Source organism: Thermoanaerobaculia bacterium, from assembly GCA_035593605.1.
Taxonomy (GTDB): domain Bacteria; phylum Acidobacteriota; class Thermoanaerobaculia; order UBA2201; family DAOSWS01; genus DAOSWS01.
The window spans coordinates 2501-18293 of record DAOSWS010000023.1 but is presented as its reverse complement, the minus strand read 5'-3'; the positions used below and the strand labels follow the sequence as shown (position 1 = coordinate 18293).

Genomic DNA, 15793 nt, shown 5'->3' with positions numbered 1-15793 from the left:
GAGAGGCATCTCATACGTTATCAAGCATGCCCTCCGACTTTCTTTTCATGGCCCGCACTTTGCGGGCTTCTCTTTTTGGTCCTCATTTTGCGGGCTGGGTATAATACACCATGCTCCAATCATTCCGTACGCCCTGTTATTCCCTTCGATTATCCATCTCCATCCTTATGGCTTTGAGTTTTCTGCATGGTATTCTCAATGCAGACGATTCAAAAGAGCCGTGGGCCTCCCTTGAGTGGCATTCCAGCGCCGTCGTCCGGGGCTTTTTTCTCCACGATTATCGGATACAGTGGAGCGGCATTGAGCAGACCTTTGCCGCGGAAGCGTCTGTCGATCTTTCCCTTACCCGCCCCACGCCCCGGGGAGGAATTTTTCTGGACAGCCGGGTACACGTCAACCAGCCCCTGGGGAATAACGTTCTCCATGACGAATATCGGGACCCCTACTGGCCGACCCTGGAAATCGATACCATGGAGCTGATGAACCTGGCTCTCGGGTACAGGACCGGTCCCTGGACATTCCGGATCGGAAAGATCGACACACCCTTCGGCCGACCGGAAATGGTCCTCTTTTCCAACAGCCGCTTTGATGCCCCCTTCATTCGGACCCAGGCAATCTACTGGTATGAGACAGGCCTCTTCGTCACCTACCGGAAGGGGTTGATCGTTGTGGATGCCGGAATCATTAACGGAGACGTAGACAGGGAAACGAACTCGGCCAAGGGGATGATCGGGAGGATCGGGCTGGAGGGAGAAAACTGGGAAGTGGGAGCCTCCGTCAAGGGTCATGACGGGATCGGATCGGAGGAGCAGAAATCGTTCAGCAACCACGCGGGGATCGATGCCCGGTACGCCCTGGGACACTGGACCTTTTCCATGGAGTGGATCCACGATGAATACGGACTTCACAGGGACATCGACCCTTCGGAAATTACCTGGGGCCGTGATCTATATTATCGGGACGTCTTCGTGGGGGTTCATGAGCCTGTGATCGGTAAGGGCGGGTACCTGGATGTTCAGTGGCAGGGGAAACGATGGTTCTTTGAAGCCAGTGCAGGATATTACAACCCGGAAAAGCTGGGAAACCCCTTCCATGACGAGCCGGTCCACCGGGGGATTCTGAAAACGGCCTGCAACCTGGGTTATGGGCTACAAGCCTTTGCCGTTCTGATCCGTGAAAACGATCGTCCCGTGGAGTCCTTTCGTCACAATCAAAGAGGTCTTGCGTACGCGCTCGGTGCAAGCTGGACCATCGGAGACTGATCGTTTCGTTCAGGACGGTTCCAGGGGCAGTTCCAGTGCGGCAACCGTCCCTCCCTCGGGCCGGTTGCGAAGGGTGATTTCACCCCCGTGAAGAAGGGCGATTTCCCGGACATAGGCCAGCCCCAGGCCGGTGCTTCTTTCCAGGGTTCCGGGACGATTCAGGGAGAAAAACCGTTCGAAGATCCGTGGCAGGGCATAGTCAGGAATGCCCACACCGGAATCCTCCACCACCAGGGCGATTCCTTTTCCCTTCACCTCAGCCCCGACCCGGATCCTGCCTTCCTTCGGAGTAAAATCGATGGCATTCCGTAGAAGATTGGCCACGGCCTGAGCCAAAAGGAACCGCTCCCCGCGAATGGTCATACCCCGGGGAACTTCATTCATCAGAACGATGTCTCGGTCCTGGATCTGAGGGAGCAGGCTGGAACATTCCACCTCCACAAGTGTGCATAGATCAATGACCTCTACATCCCTGAGACTCTTTCGATTTTCCAGGGCACTGAGCTGGAGAAGCCGGTCGACAATGGTCTCGATCCGCCTGTTTTCCAGCAGAATGGTCTGGGTAAATCGATTCTTTGCGTCTTCGGGAAGGGGTTCTCCGAGAAGCTCGGCAGCCCCCCGGATGGAAGACAGGGGACCCTTGATTTCATGGGTGAGATGCTGAACGTAGGCCTCAATCGTCTCCCTGCCCTCAAGGGATAATCGCATCTCTTCAAAGGCGGCTCCAAGGGCTCCGATCTCATTGGAGGGAAGGTGTGGAAAGGGAGGACGTTTCCCGTCCCCGACCAATCGTGCATACCGGGTAAGGGATTGAATGGGACGGGTGAGCCAGGATGCCATCAGGAAAGAGAGGAGAAGGACCGCCAGGGTGGCTGCAAGTCCGGCGAGAATGATGTTTCTCCTTGCGGTGCCGATAAATACGCGGACATTCTCTGCGGGCTTGGCCACGGTAAGGACACCGACAACCGCATCGTTCTTCATGATGGGAGACGATACGTGGAAGACGGAGGAGAAGGGATCCCCGGGATCGGTGCGGGTAGTCCGCGCACCATAGAGCCCCCGGAGGGCCAGGTTGACATCATGCCACTCAGAGAAATCACGGCCGACCCATTCATCGTTCCGGGAATCGAAAATCACGATTCCTTTCCCGTCTGTCACCATGACACGCAGATCCACCTCGTTTTTTTCCAGCTCATAGATCTTCGCCCGCAGGGCCCGGTGGTAGGCTGCGTCCATGTCCTCCTTCAGGTTTTCCTTGAATTCCGGTAGCCGATCCCACTGCCGTTCCGCCATGGATGCCAGAATAATGGAAATATCCGCCAGGGTGTCTTCCATTGCCTTGGCAGGCTGGGGCCACAGATCATTCAGAATCCAGGCAGAAAAAATCCCGAATCCGAAAAGAAGGAGAAAGAAAAAGCCCAGAATGATCCGGGTCCGGATTTTCACCAGGTCTCCCGGAGCGCGTATCCCATTCCCCGGTGCGTGACAATGGGATCAAGGTCCGGTTTCACGGCCCTGGCCCGTGCTCGAATATTCTTAACGTGGGTATCGATAGTCCGGTCAAAGCTCTCTTCGGGATCCTCCCACACCATGGAAAGGATCTGCTCCCGGGTGAAGACCCAACCGGGTTTTGAAATCAAAAGCTTAAGAATCCTGTATTCATATCGGGAAAGTAATAGCGGTGTCCCGAAATAGAGAATGCGTTTGCGGGGTTCGTCGATCGTAAAGGGAATCTCAGAGGGTGTCTGTGACCCTTCCTCTTCCTCTGCACGTGGGTAAGTTCTTCGCAGGACGGCCCGGACACGTGCGGTGAGTTCCCTTGGACTGAAGGGCTTGACAATATAATCATCGGCTCCCATCTCGAGACCGGCGACACGGTCAATCTCACCGGTGCGGGAGGAGAGGAATAGGATGGGCAAGGAGCTCTGGGTGCGGATCTCCCGGCAGAGATCAAACCCGGAACCGTCGGGAAGGTTAATGTCGAGGATGACAAGGTCCGGTGGGGTGGACTGAACGTACTCCAGTGCCTCATGATAGGTGGAAGTCCAGGCGGCATGGTAACCCTCAGTCTGGAGCGCGTAGAGGAGGATGTCTGCGATGGGAGCTTCGTCCTCAACGATGAGAACGGTCTTTTTCTCCATGTTGTTAAGTGTACACGCTGTCTTTCAAGGAGAAAAGGGAGGGGATGGCTGAATGGTCATCCGATCGGACTCACGGAAGGTCAATTTACTGACGTTAGACAATCAGATAGGAGGTGACGCTCTCGGAATCGGGGGGGGCAATCTCACGTGTCTCCCGTTCTTCGGATGGATAGGTGATCTCAATGGCGGCACGGAGAGTGGTTTTCGGGTTCGCATACCGAGCGACGATATCCAGGGCCAGATGGAAGTCGGCTGTATCCTTCTCGCCCTCAAAAAGGGCCGCGGGTCCGGGGACTTCCGTTGCATCAAGCAGAATGCGCGTTTTTGAAAAGTCTTTCAAGAAGATGTTCTCCACTTCTTCCCTTCCCACGATGAGGCGGGATCCGCCCGGGAGCAGAAAGTGCCGTCCGAATTTGACAAGCTGAAGATCCTCCAGGGTGATGGCATCTCTGGATTTTGCCTGAAAGAGAGCGGAGAATCGCGATTTGAGATTGGGGTCGGTGAGATAGCAACACCCTCCCGAGGGTGTGGGGTAATCGGTGATGTTGTACTCCCTGGCCAGGGCAATTTGCCGGCTTCGGCCGCGACCATGAATGTCCAGTAAGCTCTCTCGATCCACTAGCCCCTCTCGTTCAGGCCGGGTCGGCGGTAACAGCTTTGCGCTCAGGGGCCGCAAAATCAGGTCTTCAATACCGGACTGCCGGGCAATCAGGGCCTGCGTATGGCGCATCTGGGTCATGGGGCGCTGTGCGACGACTTCCCCCGTGAAAATAAAGTCAAATCCATGTTCTTCCATGAACGTTCTGGCCATCCGGAACATGTAGATTCGGCAATCCACGCAGGGATTGAAGGCCGATCCCCGCCCGTACCGTGGATTTTTCACGATGTCCAGGTAGTCCTCACCCACACGGAGAACGTGGATGGGGATATTGAGATCTTTTCCCGCCCTTCTCGCTTCATTCCGAAAGGATTTATCGACATCATGCCGGCGGGGTGCCTGAATCCGACTCTCAATAATACAGAATCCGGTATAAAAATAGAGACCCTCAACATGAATTCCCTGGTTCAGGAGAACCATGGCGGCAAGAGTGGAATCCAGGCCGCCGGAGAGCAGCCCAAGTGCACGGACTTCCTTCACCTTGTTATAATATCATGGTGAAATTCTTATTGATATTGTTTCTCATTTTCTCCAGCGGGGGGCTCCTGGCATTCCATTCGTCCACCGAGGAGGCTCTCCTTCAAAGGGCGGCACAGTGGGGACCCAGGGATGCTCAGATCCTCTTCAAGGATTATTCCCGTGAATTCTGGCAGGGAGTCCAGAACGGACGTCGGGGTCCGCGACCCACGGAACATGAAATTCTCATGATTACCGATTCCATCATTGAAGGATTCAATACACACCGTTCCATGCCTGAAATCATGGAGTCCTGGGGAAGGCTTTCTGGAAGATTACTCCAGCTTTGCGATCCTGCCGTAAACGGATCGATCGACCTTTCCCGAAAAAGAATCTCAAGCGATTTCGATGAACTGGTCCGATGGAAGCAGAAAAAGATCCCGGTGATTTTTTACGGCTTTTCTCCCAGCTTTTTCAAGGGAGACCGGCTGGGATATCTTCATGATCTGTCCCGGAATCAGAAAGAGTGGATGGACCTCCTGTGGTTTGATTACCGGAGGTTAGGGCAGGGCGAATCCTACCGGAGTTTCGACGACCGGGGAAATGCATTCGGTGTGGTCTCGCTTTCTTTGAACCGGACCTTCACGACCCTTCTCCATTTTTGGTACTATATATGGCAACAAGCAGGCGGCAGAATGGGGCCATTGCGCCTCTCCATGACGCCTGACTCCATACTGGTGGTAGATCATGGTTATTAAGATCAAGCGAGCATTGATTTCGACCTATGACAAAACCGGTCTGACCGACGTCGCCACATTCCTTGCCGGCAAGGGAGTGGAAATTGTGTCAACGGGAGGTACGTCGGCCTTTCTCGAGAAGGTGGGGATTCGTCATAAAAAGGTCGAGGAATTGACCGGCTTTCCGGAGATTCTCGGAGGAAGAGTGAAAACCCTTCACCCGATTGTTCATGCCGGAATTCTCGCGGATCAGAACTCCGAAGACCACATGGAACAGCTCTCAAAGCTGGGTATCGAACCATTCCAGCTCGTGATTGTAAATCTCTATCCCTTTCGTGAGGTCATCCGCCGGGGCTGTACCGAGGACGAAGCCATCGAGAACATCGACATTGGCGGTCCGACCATGGTCCGTGCGGCGGCAAAGAACCACCGGAGTGTCTGTGTGGTAATGGACCCGGCAGACTATCATGTCCTTACCAAAACCATCGAAGAACATGGCGGCATCCCCGCTGAATTTTCCCGCCAGATGGCTCTGCGGACCTTTTCACGCACGGCGATGTACGACGCGACCATCGTGGAAAGTTTCTCGAGAATGTGGGATGGGGAAACCTTTCCCGAGCATATCGTCTGCAACCTGCGAAGGGTGGGAACTCTGCGGTACGGTGAAAACAGTCACCAGGAATCGGCTCTCTATAAACTGGGAAACCTGGAGGCCGGACTTACCGATTTACGGAAGATCCAGGGAAAGGAACTTTCCTTCAACAATATCCTCGACATGGACTCGGCCTGGCGCTGCGTAAGTGACTTTATCCAGCCTGCCGCGGTAGTTGTAAAGCATACCAATCCCTGCGGAATGGGGAGGGGAGAGACTCTTCTGGAAGCCTTCGAGCGTGCCTGGAGCACAGATCCGAAATCAGCCTTTGGAGGAGTCATTGCGTTGAACCGGTCCTGCACGCCCGAACTGGCCGAGAAAATCTGCGCAAACTTTGTGGAAGTCGTTGTGGCTCCCGATTTCAGCGAGCCCGCGCTGGAAATTTTCTCAAAGAAAAAGAATCTCCGTCTGGTCGCCATGCCGGCTCTCACCGTGATGGAAAGTTTCGATTTGAAACGGGTCTGGGGTGGTTTCCTTCTGCAGACGTGGGACCAGGGAGATCCGAACACGACCGAATGGAAGGTTGTTACCAGGAGAAAACCTTCTGCCGAGGAAGAAGAAGCTCTTGCCTTCAACTGGAAGGTGATCCGTCATGTGAAATCCAATGCCATTATCTTCGGAACCGCGAATCAGACCGTAGGGATCGGAGCGGGACAGATGTCGAGGGTTGATGCCGTTGAGCTGGCTGTGAAAAAGGCGGAACTTCCTCTTCAGGGTACCGTGGTGGCATCCGATGCCTTCTTCCCCTTCCGTGATAATGTTGACGCCATTGCTGCTTCCGGTGCCACGGGAATCATCCAGCCCGGAGGGAGTATTCGTGACGAAGAGGTTATAGCGGCTGCCGATGAACATAACCTGACCATGATCTTTACCGGCGTCCGTCACTTTAAGCATTAAGGGAGAATCCATGCATAAAAAAGTCCCCGTTGTATTGAGGTTCAGGGATGGCCATATCGAGAAGTGTATGGCTTCGCCCTATCTGAGCCATACGGCCTTTACCATTCAGGTGCTGAGTGAAGACTACGATGTCCATCGAGTGGCCTTCAAGGATCTCAAAGCCGTCTTCTTCGTGAAGAATCTGGATTCGGAAGGGCACGAGCCCATCGACTTGACGGCTGACCACCCCGGGGGTCCCAAGGCGGGAAAGACCGTCGATGTAACCTTTTTTGACGGAGAATCAATTCGCGGAAAGGTTCTCGGGAGCCTGAAGGAAGGATGCGGTTTTTTCCTCCTTCCCGCAAATCCTGAGGATAATAACGATAAGATCTTTGTCGTGAGGGATGCTCTGAAAGAACTCAAGGAGCTCTGATGCCGGCCGTTTCTTTCCGATTCCTGTGGGTGATCCTCTGTTTACCGGTATTCCTTTACGCTTCTCCGTGGGAGACCCTGCTGATCCGAATCCAATCCGAAAAATCCGTGGAAGCTCATTTCAGTCAGATCTTTATGGAGAAGCAGAGCGGGATGGAGATTGAGGACCGGGGAATCCTGGTTGCCGTGTATGGTCAGGGCCTTGTGGTTGAATATGAAGATGGAAGAACCTACATCCTGGACAGGGAGGGGATACGCTCCCAGGAGGGGGGAGGAGACGTGGTATTTCATCCGTGGGATGAGTCTCTCCAGGATAATCCCCTGCTCTGGCTGGTGGGTCTGGCTCCGGATGTTCCGGAACCGGAGCAGTTAGGTCCGGATCGAACGCTCTTTGGTTCCCGTCCCGGCATGTGGAACCATGTTGTTATGGAATGGACAAAGGGGATGTCAAATTTCCCGAGGACCCTTTCGGTGACCGATGAAGACGATAGCACCAACACCTTTACGTTCACAAAGATTCATTGGGGCGTCCGGAAAACCCATCCTCTCGTGATAAAACTCACGAAGTAATTTTCCTGTTCTCCCCAGTCCTTCGGGATTTTTTCAGATATCAGATTCGTTCTCACTTGACGGCTGTGCCGATCGTTTATAATAGGGTTCCACGTATGAATCGATATCCCATTGTTCGTGCCCGGGAAGAGTCCCGATGAGAACTGCAGCATCCCTGCCGGTTATCAAAGATTTTCTTCCCCTCGTCCAGGAGGTTGAAAACTTTCTGATCAATGAATTGTCAGAAGGTCCTCAGTCCGTAAGGGAAGCCGCGACCTACATGGCCGGGGCGGGAGGAAAACGCCTTCGTCCAGCTCTCATGCTGGCTGTATCCAGATTGCTCGACGTGGACCGCAGTAAGGTCATCCCCATGGCGGCAGCCGTCGAGTGGCTTCATACGGCCACCCTCATCCATGATGACATTATTGATGACGCAGAACTCCGCAGGGGAAAACCCGCTCTTTACAAAATCATGGGCCACAACGTATCGGTTCTGGTGGGTGATTTCCTCTATGCCCTGGCGATCAAAGAAGCGGTGAAGACCCGAAAGCTTGCCATCATCGATATTCTGGCGGAAACGACGGTCAAAATGATTGAGGGAGAGATCCTGGCGCTGGAGCATCTCTGTGATCCCTCCATGGACGAAGCCCTCTATTTCGATATCATCACACGGAAAACCGCCCACCTCTTTGCTACCGCGACTACCATACCGGCCCATTTGAACGGCTCCAATCCCGGGCAGTTACGTGCACTGAAAGATTATGGAACCAACTTCGGGATTGCCTTTCAGATGATCGATGACATGAAAGACTTTACGAAGTCCGAAGCACAGCGGGGGAAACCCGTTCTCCAGGATCTCAAGGAGGGGAAGCTCACCCTGCCCGTTCTCTACCTGAAAAAGCACGTCAAGGGAAAGGAAAGAGACGCGCTTGAGGCTATGATGAGCCATTGTGACGAAGCCCGGGTAGACCTCTTTGCCCTGGTGAACCAATATGACACTCTGAAGGATGTAAAAGATCTGGCAAATTCCTATCTGGATCGAGCCAGGGCGGCCCTGACCTTCTTTCCGGATTCTCCTGCCCGGACCATCCTCATGGAAGCACCCGACTACATTCTTTCATAATTCACATCGCCATTCATAAATTCTTTGCATACTGAGGTCCCATCGGATATGATCGGTACGTGAGCGTACTGCGTCCGGCCGGAACCCTTTCCTTTCCCCACATTCAAAAGCTGGAAGCCTCGGCGGGATCCGGGAAAACCCATGCCCTGACCGCACGATACCTTCAGTTCCTTCTGTCGGACAGCGTCCCTTCCAGGGGGCTGTCCCAGCTTCTTGCCATAACCTTCACGAACCGTGCCGCCAGTGAGATGAAGGGAAGAATCCTGGAGTGGCTCAAGAAGCTGATTCTCAGCGATAAGGCCGTCACGGAAGAAATGGTCAAGCTCACGGGTGTTCAGCCTGACGTGCTTTCCCTGCGGGCGGGGGAGTTTCTATCGGCCATTTTCCGAAATTATCAGGATTTTTCAGTTCGTACCATCGACTCGTTCTTTACAGGTCTTGCCCATGGCGCATCCCTTGAGCTCGGGCTTCCGCCCTGGGCCGCGATTGAACTGGATGCCCGTCCATTCCTTATCTTTGCCCTCTCGGAATTCCTGGAACAATCCGGTGGAAACGAGCCAGAAGACCGCCTTCTGCGCGAGGTTGTGAACTTTCTCTTTACGACCCGGAATGATATTCGCTGGGATGTTCACGAGGAGCTTTTGGAGAATCTCATCCTGTTCCGCGGTCTGGAAAGTGCTTCCGGATTGCCCGTATGGGCCGACCCTTCCACTCAGGAAAGATTGTTTAGGCGATTGGGTTTATTCAGAAGTGCGGCCAGGCGTATTCTTGAGCTTGCGGAAGAACAGGATGTCCGGTTCCAGCGACACGAAGCCATCGTGGACAAGCTGCGAATACTGTCTGAATCATCCACGCTGCAGCCCTATTTTGAATCGAAGTTTTTTTCAAGAGAACTGTCGGATGCGGTTCTGATTCGCTGCCGGGATTCGATCACCGAACCCATGGTGCGTAACTGGGAACGTCTTCAGCGCCTTGCTGCCTCAATTCTTCGTCTTCAGGCAGAGACGGCCTTCGTCCCCGCACTTTCCCTGAAACAGAAGGTCGAAGATCTGGTGGATAAAAAACTTACGCGGGACGGTGCTTTTTTACTGGATCGGCTGGGTGGGAGACTTCGCAGATGCCTGTTATCCGAAGGTGCGGTTCCCACGATCTATTTCTACTGGGGAGACCGTATTGCCCACTATCTTATCGATGAGTTTCAGGATACAAGCCAGAGCCAGTGGGATGGAATGGCTCCCCTTGTCGAAAACACCCTTGCCCAGCAGGGTTCTCTATTCTTCGTGGGCGACAAAAAGCAGGCCATTTATCGGTTTCGCGGAGGAAGTGCTGAGCTCTTTGATGAAATCGTCCCATCCCTGTCCCATGCGACTCTCTATGAGAACCGTCTGCCGACAAACTGGAGAAGCCGCGGAGAGATCGTTTCCTATATCAATGGAATCTTCCGGATGGAAAATCTGGAGCCATGGTTTCATGGTGAACCGATCGCCAGGCTCAGTCTTCCCGATACGACCCTCGACCGGATCGGGAAGGTCTATGCGGGTGCCTCTCAGGAGTGGAATGAACCGGGTGGGTATGTTCATGTGGAAAAACCGGAACCATCCGGAGAACTATCCAGTGATGATCTGAAGGTATGGCTGATGGAAAAGATTCTTCACGATCATCTTCCCGCGATCCTGGCCCGCCATCCTCCCCGCGACATCGCCATTCTCGTTCGAAAAAACCGGGAAGTCGAGATGATCAGTTCCATGCTGTTGAAGGAAAGTATTCCCGTTGCCTCGGCGAGGACCCTTCAGGTGACGGCCTCCCAGGTCGTAAAGGAAATCCTTGCATTCATGGCATTTCTCGATTCACCGCTGGATGATCTTGCCTTCCTTGCCTTTCTGACCGGAGAAGCCTTTACCCGGATTTCAGGATTGTGCACGTCGGATCTCTTTTCCCTGTTCCATGAGAGGGACAGGCGAGAGAAACAACCCCTGTACACCCTGTTTCGAAGCACCCATTCCGACTCCTGGGATGCATGGATCCGACCCTTCTTTTCCGCGGTGGGCCATCTTCCGCCATACGACCTCCTGCAGGAAATGATTTCGGTGTATGGGCTGGAAAACCGTTTTCCTGATCAGCGAGGTTTTCTGCTTCATCTGCTGGAACTTCTGATGGATCTGGAAGGAAAGGGGATCAATGGTATTGGAGAAATCCTCACCTTTATCAAGGATGAAGCGAACGCGTCCGCACTACAGGTACCACTCCTGGAAGATTCCGACGCAGTGAAGGTTCTGAGTCTCCATGCCGCCAAAGGTCTGGGTTTCCCTGTGGTCATCCTGCCCTTCCCCTATATGGTAAAAGAGAATCCCGCTTATGGGGTCGAACGAAGGAGTGATCGTGTCCGACTTTTTCGCCTGGGGAAGAATGCTGACCGCTCACCTTTTCTTCAGAAAATCCAGCTGGAGGAGAAGGGAAAAGGTCTTCTGGATGAAATCAATGCGTTTTACGTTTCCATGACCCGTGCCAAGGATGAACTCTATCTCTTCCTTCCCCGGTTCGGGAATCGATCCTGGGCAGGAAAAATCCCCGTTCCGGTTGATCTGGAGCCAGGAGAAGCCAGGAAAATAGGAGCCCCGGTTCCTGGAGGGGAGATGAAAACGGTTCCGCCGACACCTTCCCTTCATGTGCCCAGGATCCGACCCTGGCAGGAGAAGCTCCACCGACGGGGATTGAGTTTCCAGGGCAGCCGGGGAAGGGCTCAACAACGCGCCATGCACAGAGGAGATCAGGTTCATCTTGTTCTTTCCCGTGTCAAAGAGATCGATACCGATCTCGATCGTCTGTTCGACGAGCTGTCCATTCCGGAAGGGGACCGCGGGGATATCAGGATCCTCCTGGAGAACCTCTTTTCGCACCCGGGAATCCGGGAGTTTTTTCAACGATCTCAGAAATCGGAAATTTACAGCGAATATGCTCTCCTCAACCGGGATGGAGAAGTCTTTGTTCTGGACCGCCTCATTCGAGAGAGTGGTGCATCGACCATCCTGGACTGGAAGACGGGTGAAGGGCCGACCGAACTTCAGGTTCAACAGGTTAAGCAGTATATGAAATTAGTCATGGACCTCCATCCCGAGGATGAGGTCCGGGGTTTCCTGATCTTTGTGGACCGTCCTGAGTGGCATGAGGTGACGGTACCATGATCAGGATCCGGGACATTCCCGTTTCAGAGGATTTTCTGTCTTATGTCCTTGAAGAAATTCAGGCCGGCGGTCGCTCTGTTGTCACGGTCTTCCCCGGGAAGCGTCCCGTCCATTTTGCCCGTCGAGCCTATGCTCGAAAAATGGGACGGGTCACGGAATCACCCGATATGGTGACCCAGGAAATCTTCCTGACGCGGGTTGCAGGGTTAGAGAACCAACCTGCACTTGCTGAAGCTGATGCTGTCTATCTTGTTCGGGAAGCAATCCTTGCCCGGGGCCCCTCCACGCTTCGAACCCTGGCTGAGGACCTGGCACAATTTTATCCCTGGGGTGTCGAATTTTTCCGAATTCTGGATGAGCTGGATCGAGAAAATGTATCATTGGATCTCCTTTCATCTCTGAAAGAATGGATTCCGGCGGAGACTCTCCGGGAGGAAACCCGGGACTACCTGGATGCACTCCCGGCGATTCGAAGTATCTTTCATACCCTGTTGGAGGACAGAAACGCGGCGACGTCAGGGAGGATCGCCCGAATGGCTCTGCAGCGCCTCGAATCGGCTGAGGCCGAACTCCCCCAAAAGGTGATCTATGCAGGTCCCTTCGCGCTTACCGGAATAGAGAGGGCCTGCCTGGCGTCCATGGGAAAATGGAGCAATGTGGTCATCCTCCGTCATCAGGATGGGAGGCCCTGGACGGCATTTGAACGCCACCATGAACTGCTGGATCATCCTCCTGATGTGGTCACCCGTGCGAAACTTCCTTCCATCCAGATCCACCAGGCACCCAATGTGCATGGTGAGCTTTTAGCTCTCAAGAACCTTCTTCTCCAGATAAACCCGGAGGAATGGGAACGGACAGCCATTGTTCTTCCGGAGCCTTCCTCCCTGTTGCCTCTTCTCTGGGAGGTCATGACCTGTCTGCATGTTCCCTATAACATTACCCTTGGATATCCATTAACGAGGACACCTCTGGTGACCCTGTTTCATCAGATTCTGGATCTCCTCGAGACAGAACGGGATGGTGCCTTTCACCTCGGGTCCTACCTCTCGGTCCTCTTTCATCCGTATGTGAAGAATTTTCACAGGGGACTTCAGGATTCTGCCTCGATGCGCATCCTGGTTCACGGAATAGATGAGTGGGTTCGGTCATCCGGTCTTATCTACGCGACTCTGGAAGAGCTCGGGGGAAGGGAAGGTATCTTTCAGCGTGCCTCCGCCATGTCAGGGGATAAGGTGGGACCCGCGGGTCTCCGCGATGCTTTCTCTTACCTCCAGGACCTGCTGATCGGCAGGATTCGTTCGGTACGGACTCTTAGAGAGATGGGGGAGGCATTTTCCGACCTCCTGGAAGCTCTGGCGGAATTTTCTCCCGCACGTTTTTACCCCTTTTTCAACGAGTTTTTCATTGAAGCGTCCCGAGCCCTGGAACAGCTTGCAAGCCTGCTTATCGCGGACGAACCGTTAGAGGATCCCCATCTGCTCTATCAACTTCTGCGCCATCATCTCAATTCCATTCGCGTCCCCTTTACCGGTCAGCCGCTCCGGGGGTTGCAGATCCTGGGTCTGCTCGAGACGAGAGATCTTTCTTTCGATACGGTATATGTTCTGGATGTTAACACGGATATCCTCCCTTCCGTTTCCCGCTTTGATCCCCTTCTGCCCTCTTCCCTGCGAGGGATTCTGGGGCTTCCGGGATCGAATGATCGAGAAGAAGTAATGAAGTACCATTTTTATCGTCTCGTGGAAAGTTCACAAAATGTCCATCTGTTCTATCGTGATAATCCTTCTCAGTCCCGCTCTCACTTTATCGAAGAACTCGTATATGAAGTCGAAATGAGAGAGGGCCGGATCGGAGTCGTGCAGCCGAAGCCCACAATGGTTCCACAATTACCGGACGTCTGCAGTCCGCCCGCCGTTACAAAGACACCGGAATTGATTGAGCGGATGAAGAAGATGGTGTTCAGCGCTTCTTCCCTGGATTCTTACCTCATGTGTCCCATGTTGTTCTATTACCAGAAGATTCTCGGTCTGCAGGAACGGGAAGAGATAACTGAGGAACTGGAGGCTCTGGATGTGGGGGAGCGCCTTCACGGCATCATGGAAGATCTCTTTTTGCCGCACAGGGGAACCCTGCTGACAGATCCCGCCTTTGAGGAGATGAAGGTCAACCTTCCCGAAAAAATCCGGGAACGTTTCGGGTCCGGGGGAGGAAGCGTCCTTTTTCGCCATCTTGCGGAACTTCGCCTTCGAGACTTTCTTGAAGCAGAGCAGCTTCGCGCCGGACAGGATCCTCCGCGTCTCCTTGCCGTGGAAGAGAAAATCACGGAAAAAATCCCTGCCGGTAAGTACATACCCATGGTGACGGGCCGGATCGATCGAATGGAAGAGCGGGAATCGGGCCTTGTTTTAATCGATTACAAGAGCGGAAAGGATCTTAAGAGGAAGTACATGCCCCGGACTGAGGTGTCCCGGGATGGATTCGAGAGAGACGCCATCCGCTCCAGGCTTGGTTCCTTTCAGTTTCCCCTCTACGTGGAACTCATCCATCAGACACGGTCCCTGCCCTATGAACACATTCAGGCAGAAGCGCTCTCTCTCCGCGATATACGGAATAATCCTGTTCCTCTGTTTAAACCCGGCGTGAACCGGGAGGAATTTATGGAAGGGGTCTTCCGCCCGTCCCTTGAAGCTCTTCTCGACCAACTTTTTGATCCACATCTTCCCTTTATGCCCGATCCCCTGGACGACCGACACTGTAACCGCTGTCCCTTTACCACACTCTGTCGACGGCAGGCGTGGTCCGGGGGAGAAGAATCAGATTCCTCGGAACCCCATTCCGGCTAGGCCATACAGATCCAATCATTCCAAAGCTCAGTACAAGGAGGCCCCATGGAAGACCCGGTCGTACAAATCGAACAACGCGGTGAAGCCCTGAGGCTCAGGCTGAATCGCCCCAGAGCCTTCAACGCTCTGAATTCGAAGATGATAGCTTCCCTTTCTGAAGCGCTGGATCGAGCCGTGCGGGAACAGCCGCGGCTACTGATCTATACAGGATCCGGCCGTTTTTTTTGCTTTGGTGTTGATTTCCAGCATATGAAGGGAGAGGATATTCCTTCGATGGTTCAATCCCTTCTGCCTGAATTTCAGAACGTGATACGAACGCTTCATGTTTTTCCTGCACCCACAATCTGCATCCTGAACGGTCACGCCGCAGGAGCCGGGCTGGATCTTGCCCTGGCGGCGGATTTTCGGATTGCCGTTCCCGGGATTAAGCTTTCCGAGGCCTTTGTTCGATGGGGACTCGTTCCCGATGGGGGAGGATCGCTTCTTCTCCCACGACTGGTCGGACTCTCCCGCGCCAGGCGCATGGCCCTGACCGGTGAAGCCGTTCCTTCCGAGACTGCTCTGGACTGGGGTTTGATCGATGAAATTGTCCCTGAACCGGAGTTGAATCATTGTATCGCCCGGTGGACGGAAACGCTGTCTTCCCTGCCCCGGGAAGCCTATCTGTCCACGCGAAGACTGTTGAATCACCATGGAGGTGTGGATCTTGATCAAGCCCTGACCGAAGAGGCGGTGACCCAGAAAGAACGGTTACAGTCGCAGGAGTTCCGGAAAATTCTTGATACGGGAGGTCGTCCATGAATCCCATGCTGCGGGAGGGAAGTTTCAGCGGAAGCTCGGTCCTGATCACCGGAGGAGGAAGCGGTCTGGGGAAAAAAATTG

General features: G+C 53.9%; 13 protein-coding genes (1 of these 13 only partly in view). 10 read left to right on the top strand and 3 right to left on the bottom strand.

Going from position 1 to position 15793, the window contains the following annotated elements; all coding sequences use genetic code 11:
- Positions 1–110 precede the first annotated feature (110 nt).
- Positions 111–1262, top strand: a complete 1152-nt coding sequence (locus PLD04_11550) for a hypothetical protein (GenBank protein ID HXK68969.1) — start codon at positions 111–113, stop codon at positions 1260–1262.
- A 9-nt stretch (positions 1263–1271) separates the two neighbouring features.
- Here PLD04_11550 and creC read toward each other — a convergent pair whose 3' ends face one another.
- From creC to PLD04_11535, 3 genes are all read right to left on the bottom strand, one after another.
- Positions 1272–2708, bottom strand: a complete 1437-nt coding sequence (creC, locus tag PLD04_11545) for a two-component system sensor histidine kinase CreC (protein ID HXK68968.1) — start codon at positions 2706–2708, stop codon at positions 1272–1274.
- The gene (gene creB, locus PLD04_11540) at positions 2705–3403 is read right to left on the bottom strand and encodes a two-component system response regulator CreB (GenBank protein ID HXK68967.1); all 699 of its coding nucleotides are present in this window, start codon (positions 3401–3403) and stop codon (positions 2705–2707) included. Before creB ends, creC begins: the two co-directional genes overlap by 4 nt.
- Before the next feature lie 94 nt (positions 3404–3497).
- A complete protein-coding gene (locus PLD04_11535) occupies positions 3498–4541 on the bottom strand; it encodes a hypothetical protein (protein HXK68966.1) in 1044 nt (347 codons plus the stop codon).
- Positions 4542–4558: 17 nt separating this feature from the next.
- Here PLD04_11535 and PLD04_11530 point away from each other — a divergent pair, with 17 nt between their 5' ends.
- The 9 genes from PLD04_11530 to PLD04_11490 form a co-directional block, all read left to right on the top strand.
- Positions 4559–5275 (top strand): hypothetical protein, encoded by a 717-nt coding sequence (locus PLD04_11530; protein ID HXK68965.1) that lies wholly within the window; start codon positions 4559–4561, stop codon positions 5273–5275.
- Positions 5265–6803, top strand: a complete 1539-nt coding sequence (gene purH, locus PLD04_11525) for a bifunctional phosphoribosylaminoimidazolecarboxamide formyltransferase/IMP cyclohydrolase (protein ID HXK68964.1) — start codon at positions 5265–5267, stop codon at positions 6801–6803. The genes PLD04_11530 and purH overlap by 11 nt, the downstream gene beginning before the upstream one ends.
- Before the next feature lie 10 nt (positions 6804–6813).
- Entirely contained in the window at positions 6814–7215 is a 402-nt protein-coding gene (locus tag PLD04_11520) for a hypothetical protein (protein ID HXK68963.1), read from the top strand.
- Positions 7215–7784: a hypothetical protein gene (locus PLD04_11515; protein ID HXK68962.1), complete on the top strand. Its 570-nt coding sequence runs from the start codon at positions 7215–7217 to the stop codon at positions 7782–7784. Before PLD04_11520 ends, PLD04_11515 begins: the two co-directional genes overlap by 1 nt.
- Positions 7785–7920: 136 nt before the next feature.
- The gene (locus PLD04_11510) at positions 7921–8886 is read left to right on the top strand and encodes a polyprenyl synthetase family protein (GenBank protein ID HXK68961.1); all 966 of its coding nucleotides are present in this window, start codon (positions 7921–7923) and stop codon (positions 8884–8886) included.
- Between the two features lie 59 nt (positions 8887–8945).
- Complete coding sequence (locus PLD04_11505) at positions 8946–12068, top strand: UvrD-helicase domain-containing protein (GenBank protein HXK68960.1); 3123 nt, start codon at positions 8946–8948, stop codon at positions 12066–12068.
- The gene (locus PLD04_11500) at positions 12065–14911 is read left to right on the top strand and encodes a PD-(D/E)XK nuclease family protein (protein HXK68959.1); all 2847 of its coding nucleotides are present in this window, start codon (positions 12065–12067) and stop codon (positions 14909–14911) included. Before PLD04_11505 ends, PLD04_11500 begins: the two co-directional genes overlap by 4 nt.
- Before the next feature lie 45 nt (positions 14912–14956).
- Entirely contained in the window at positions 14957–15712 is a 756-nt protein-coding gene (locus PLD04_11495) for an enoyl-CoA hydratase/isomerase family protein (protein ID HXK68958.1), read from the top strand.
- A protein-coding gene (locus PLD04_11490; GenBank protein HXK68957.1) for an SDR family oxidoreductase crosses the window boundary here: on the top strand, positions 15709–15793 show its beginning. It continues 770 nt past the right edge of the window; the window shows 85 of its 855 coding nt (coding positions 1–85); the start codon lies at positions 15709–15711; its stop codon lies off the right edge, out of view. The genes PLD04_11495 and PLD04_11490 overlap by 4 nt, the downstream gene beginning before the upstream one ends.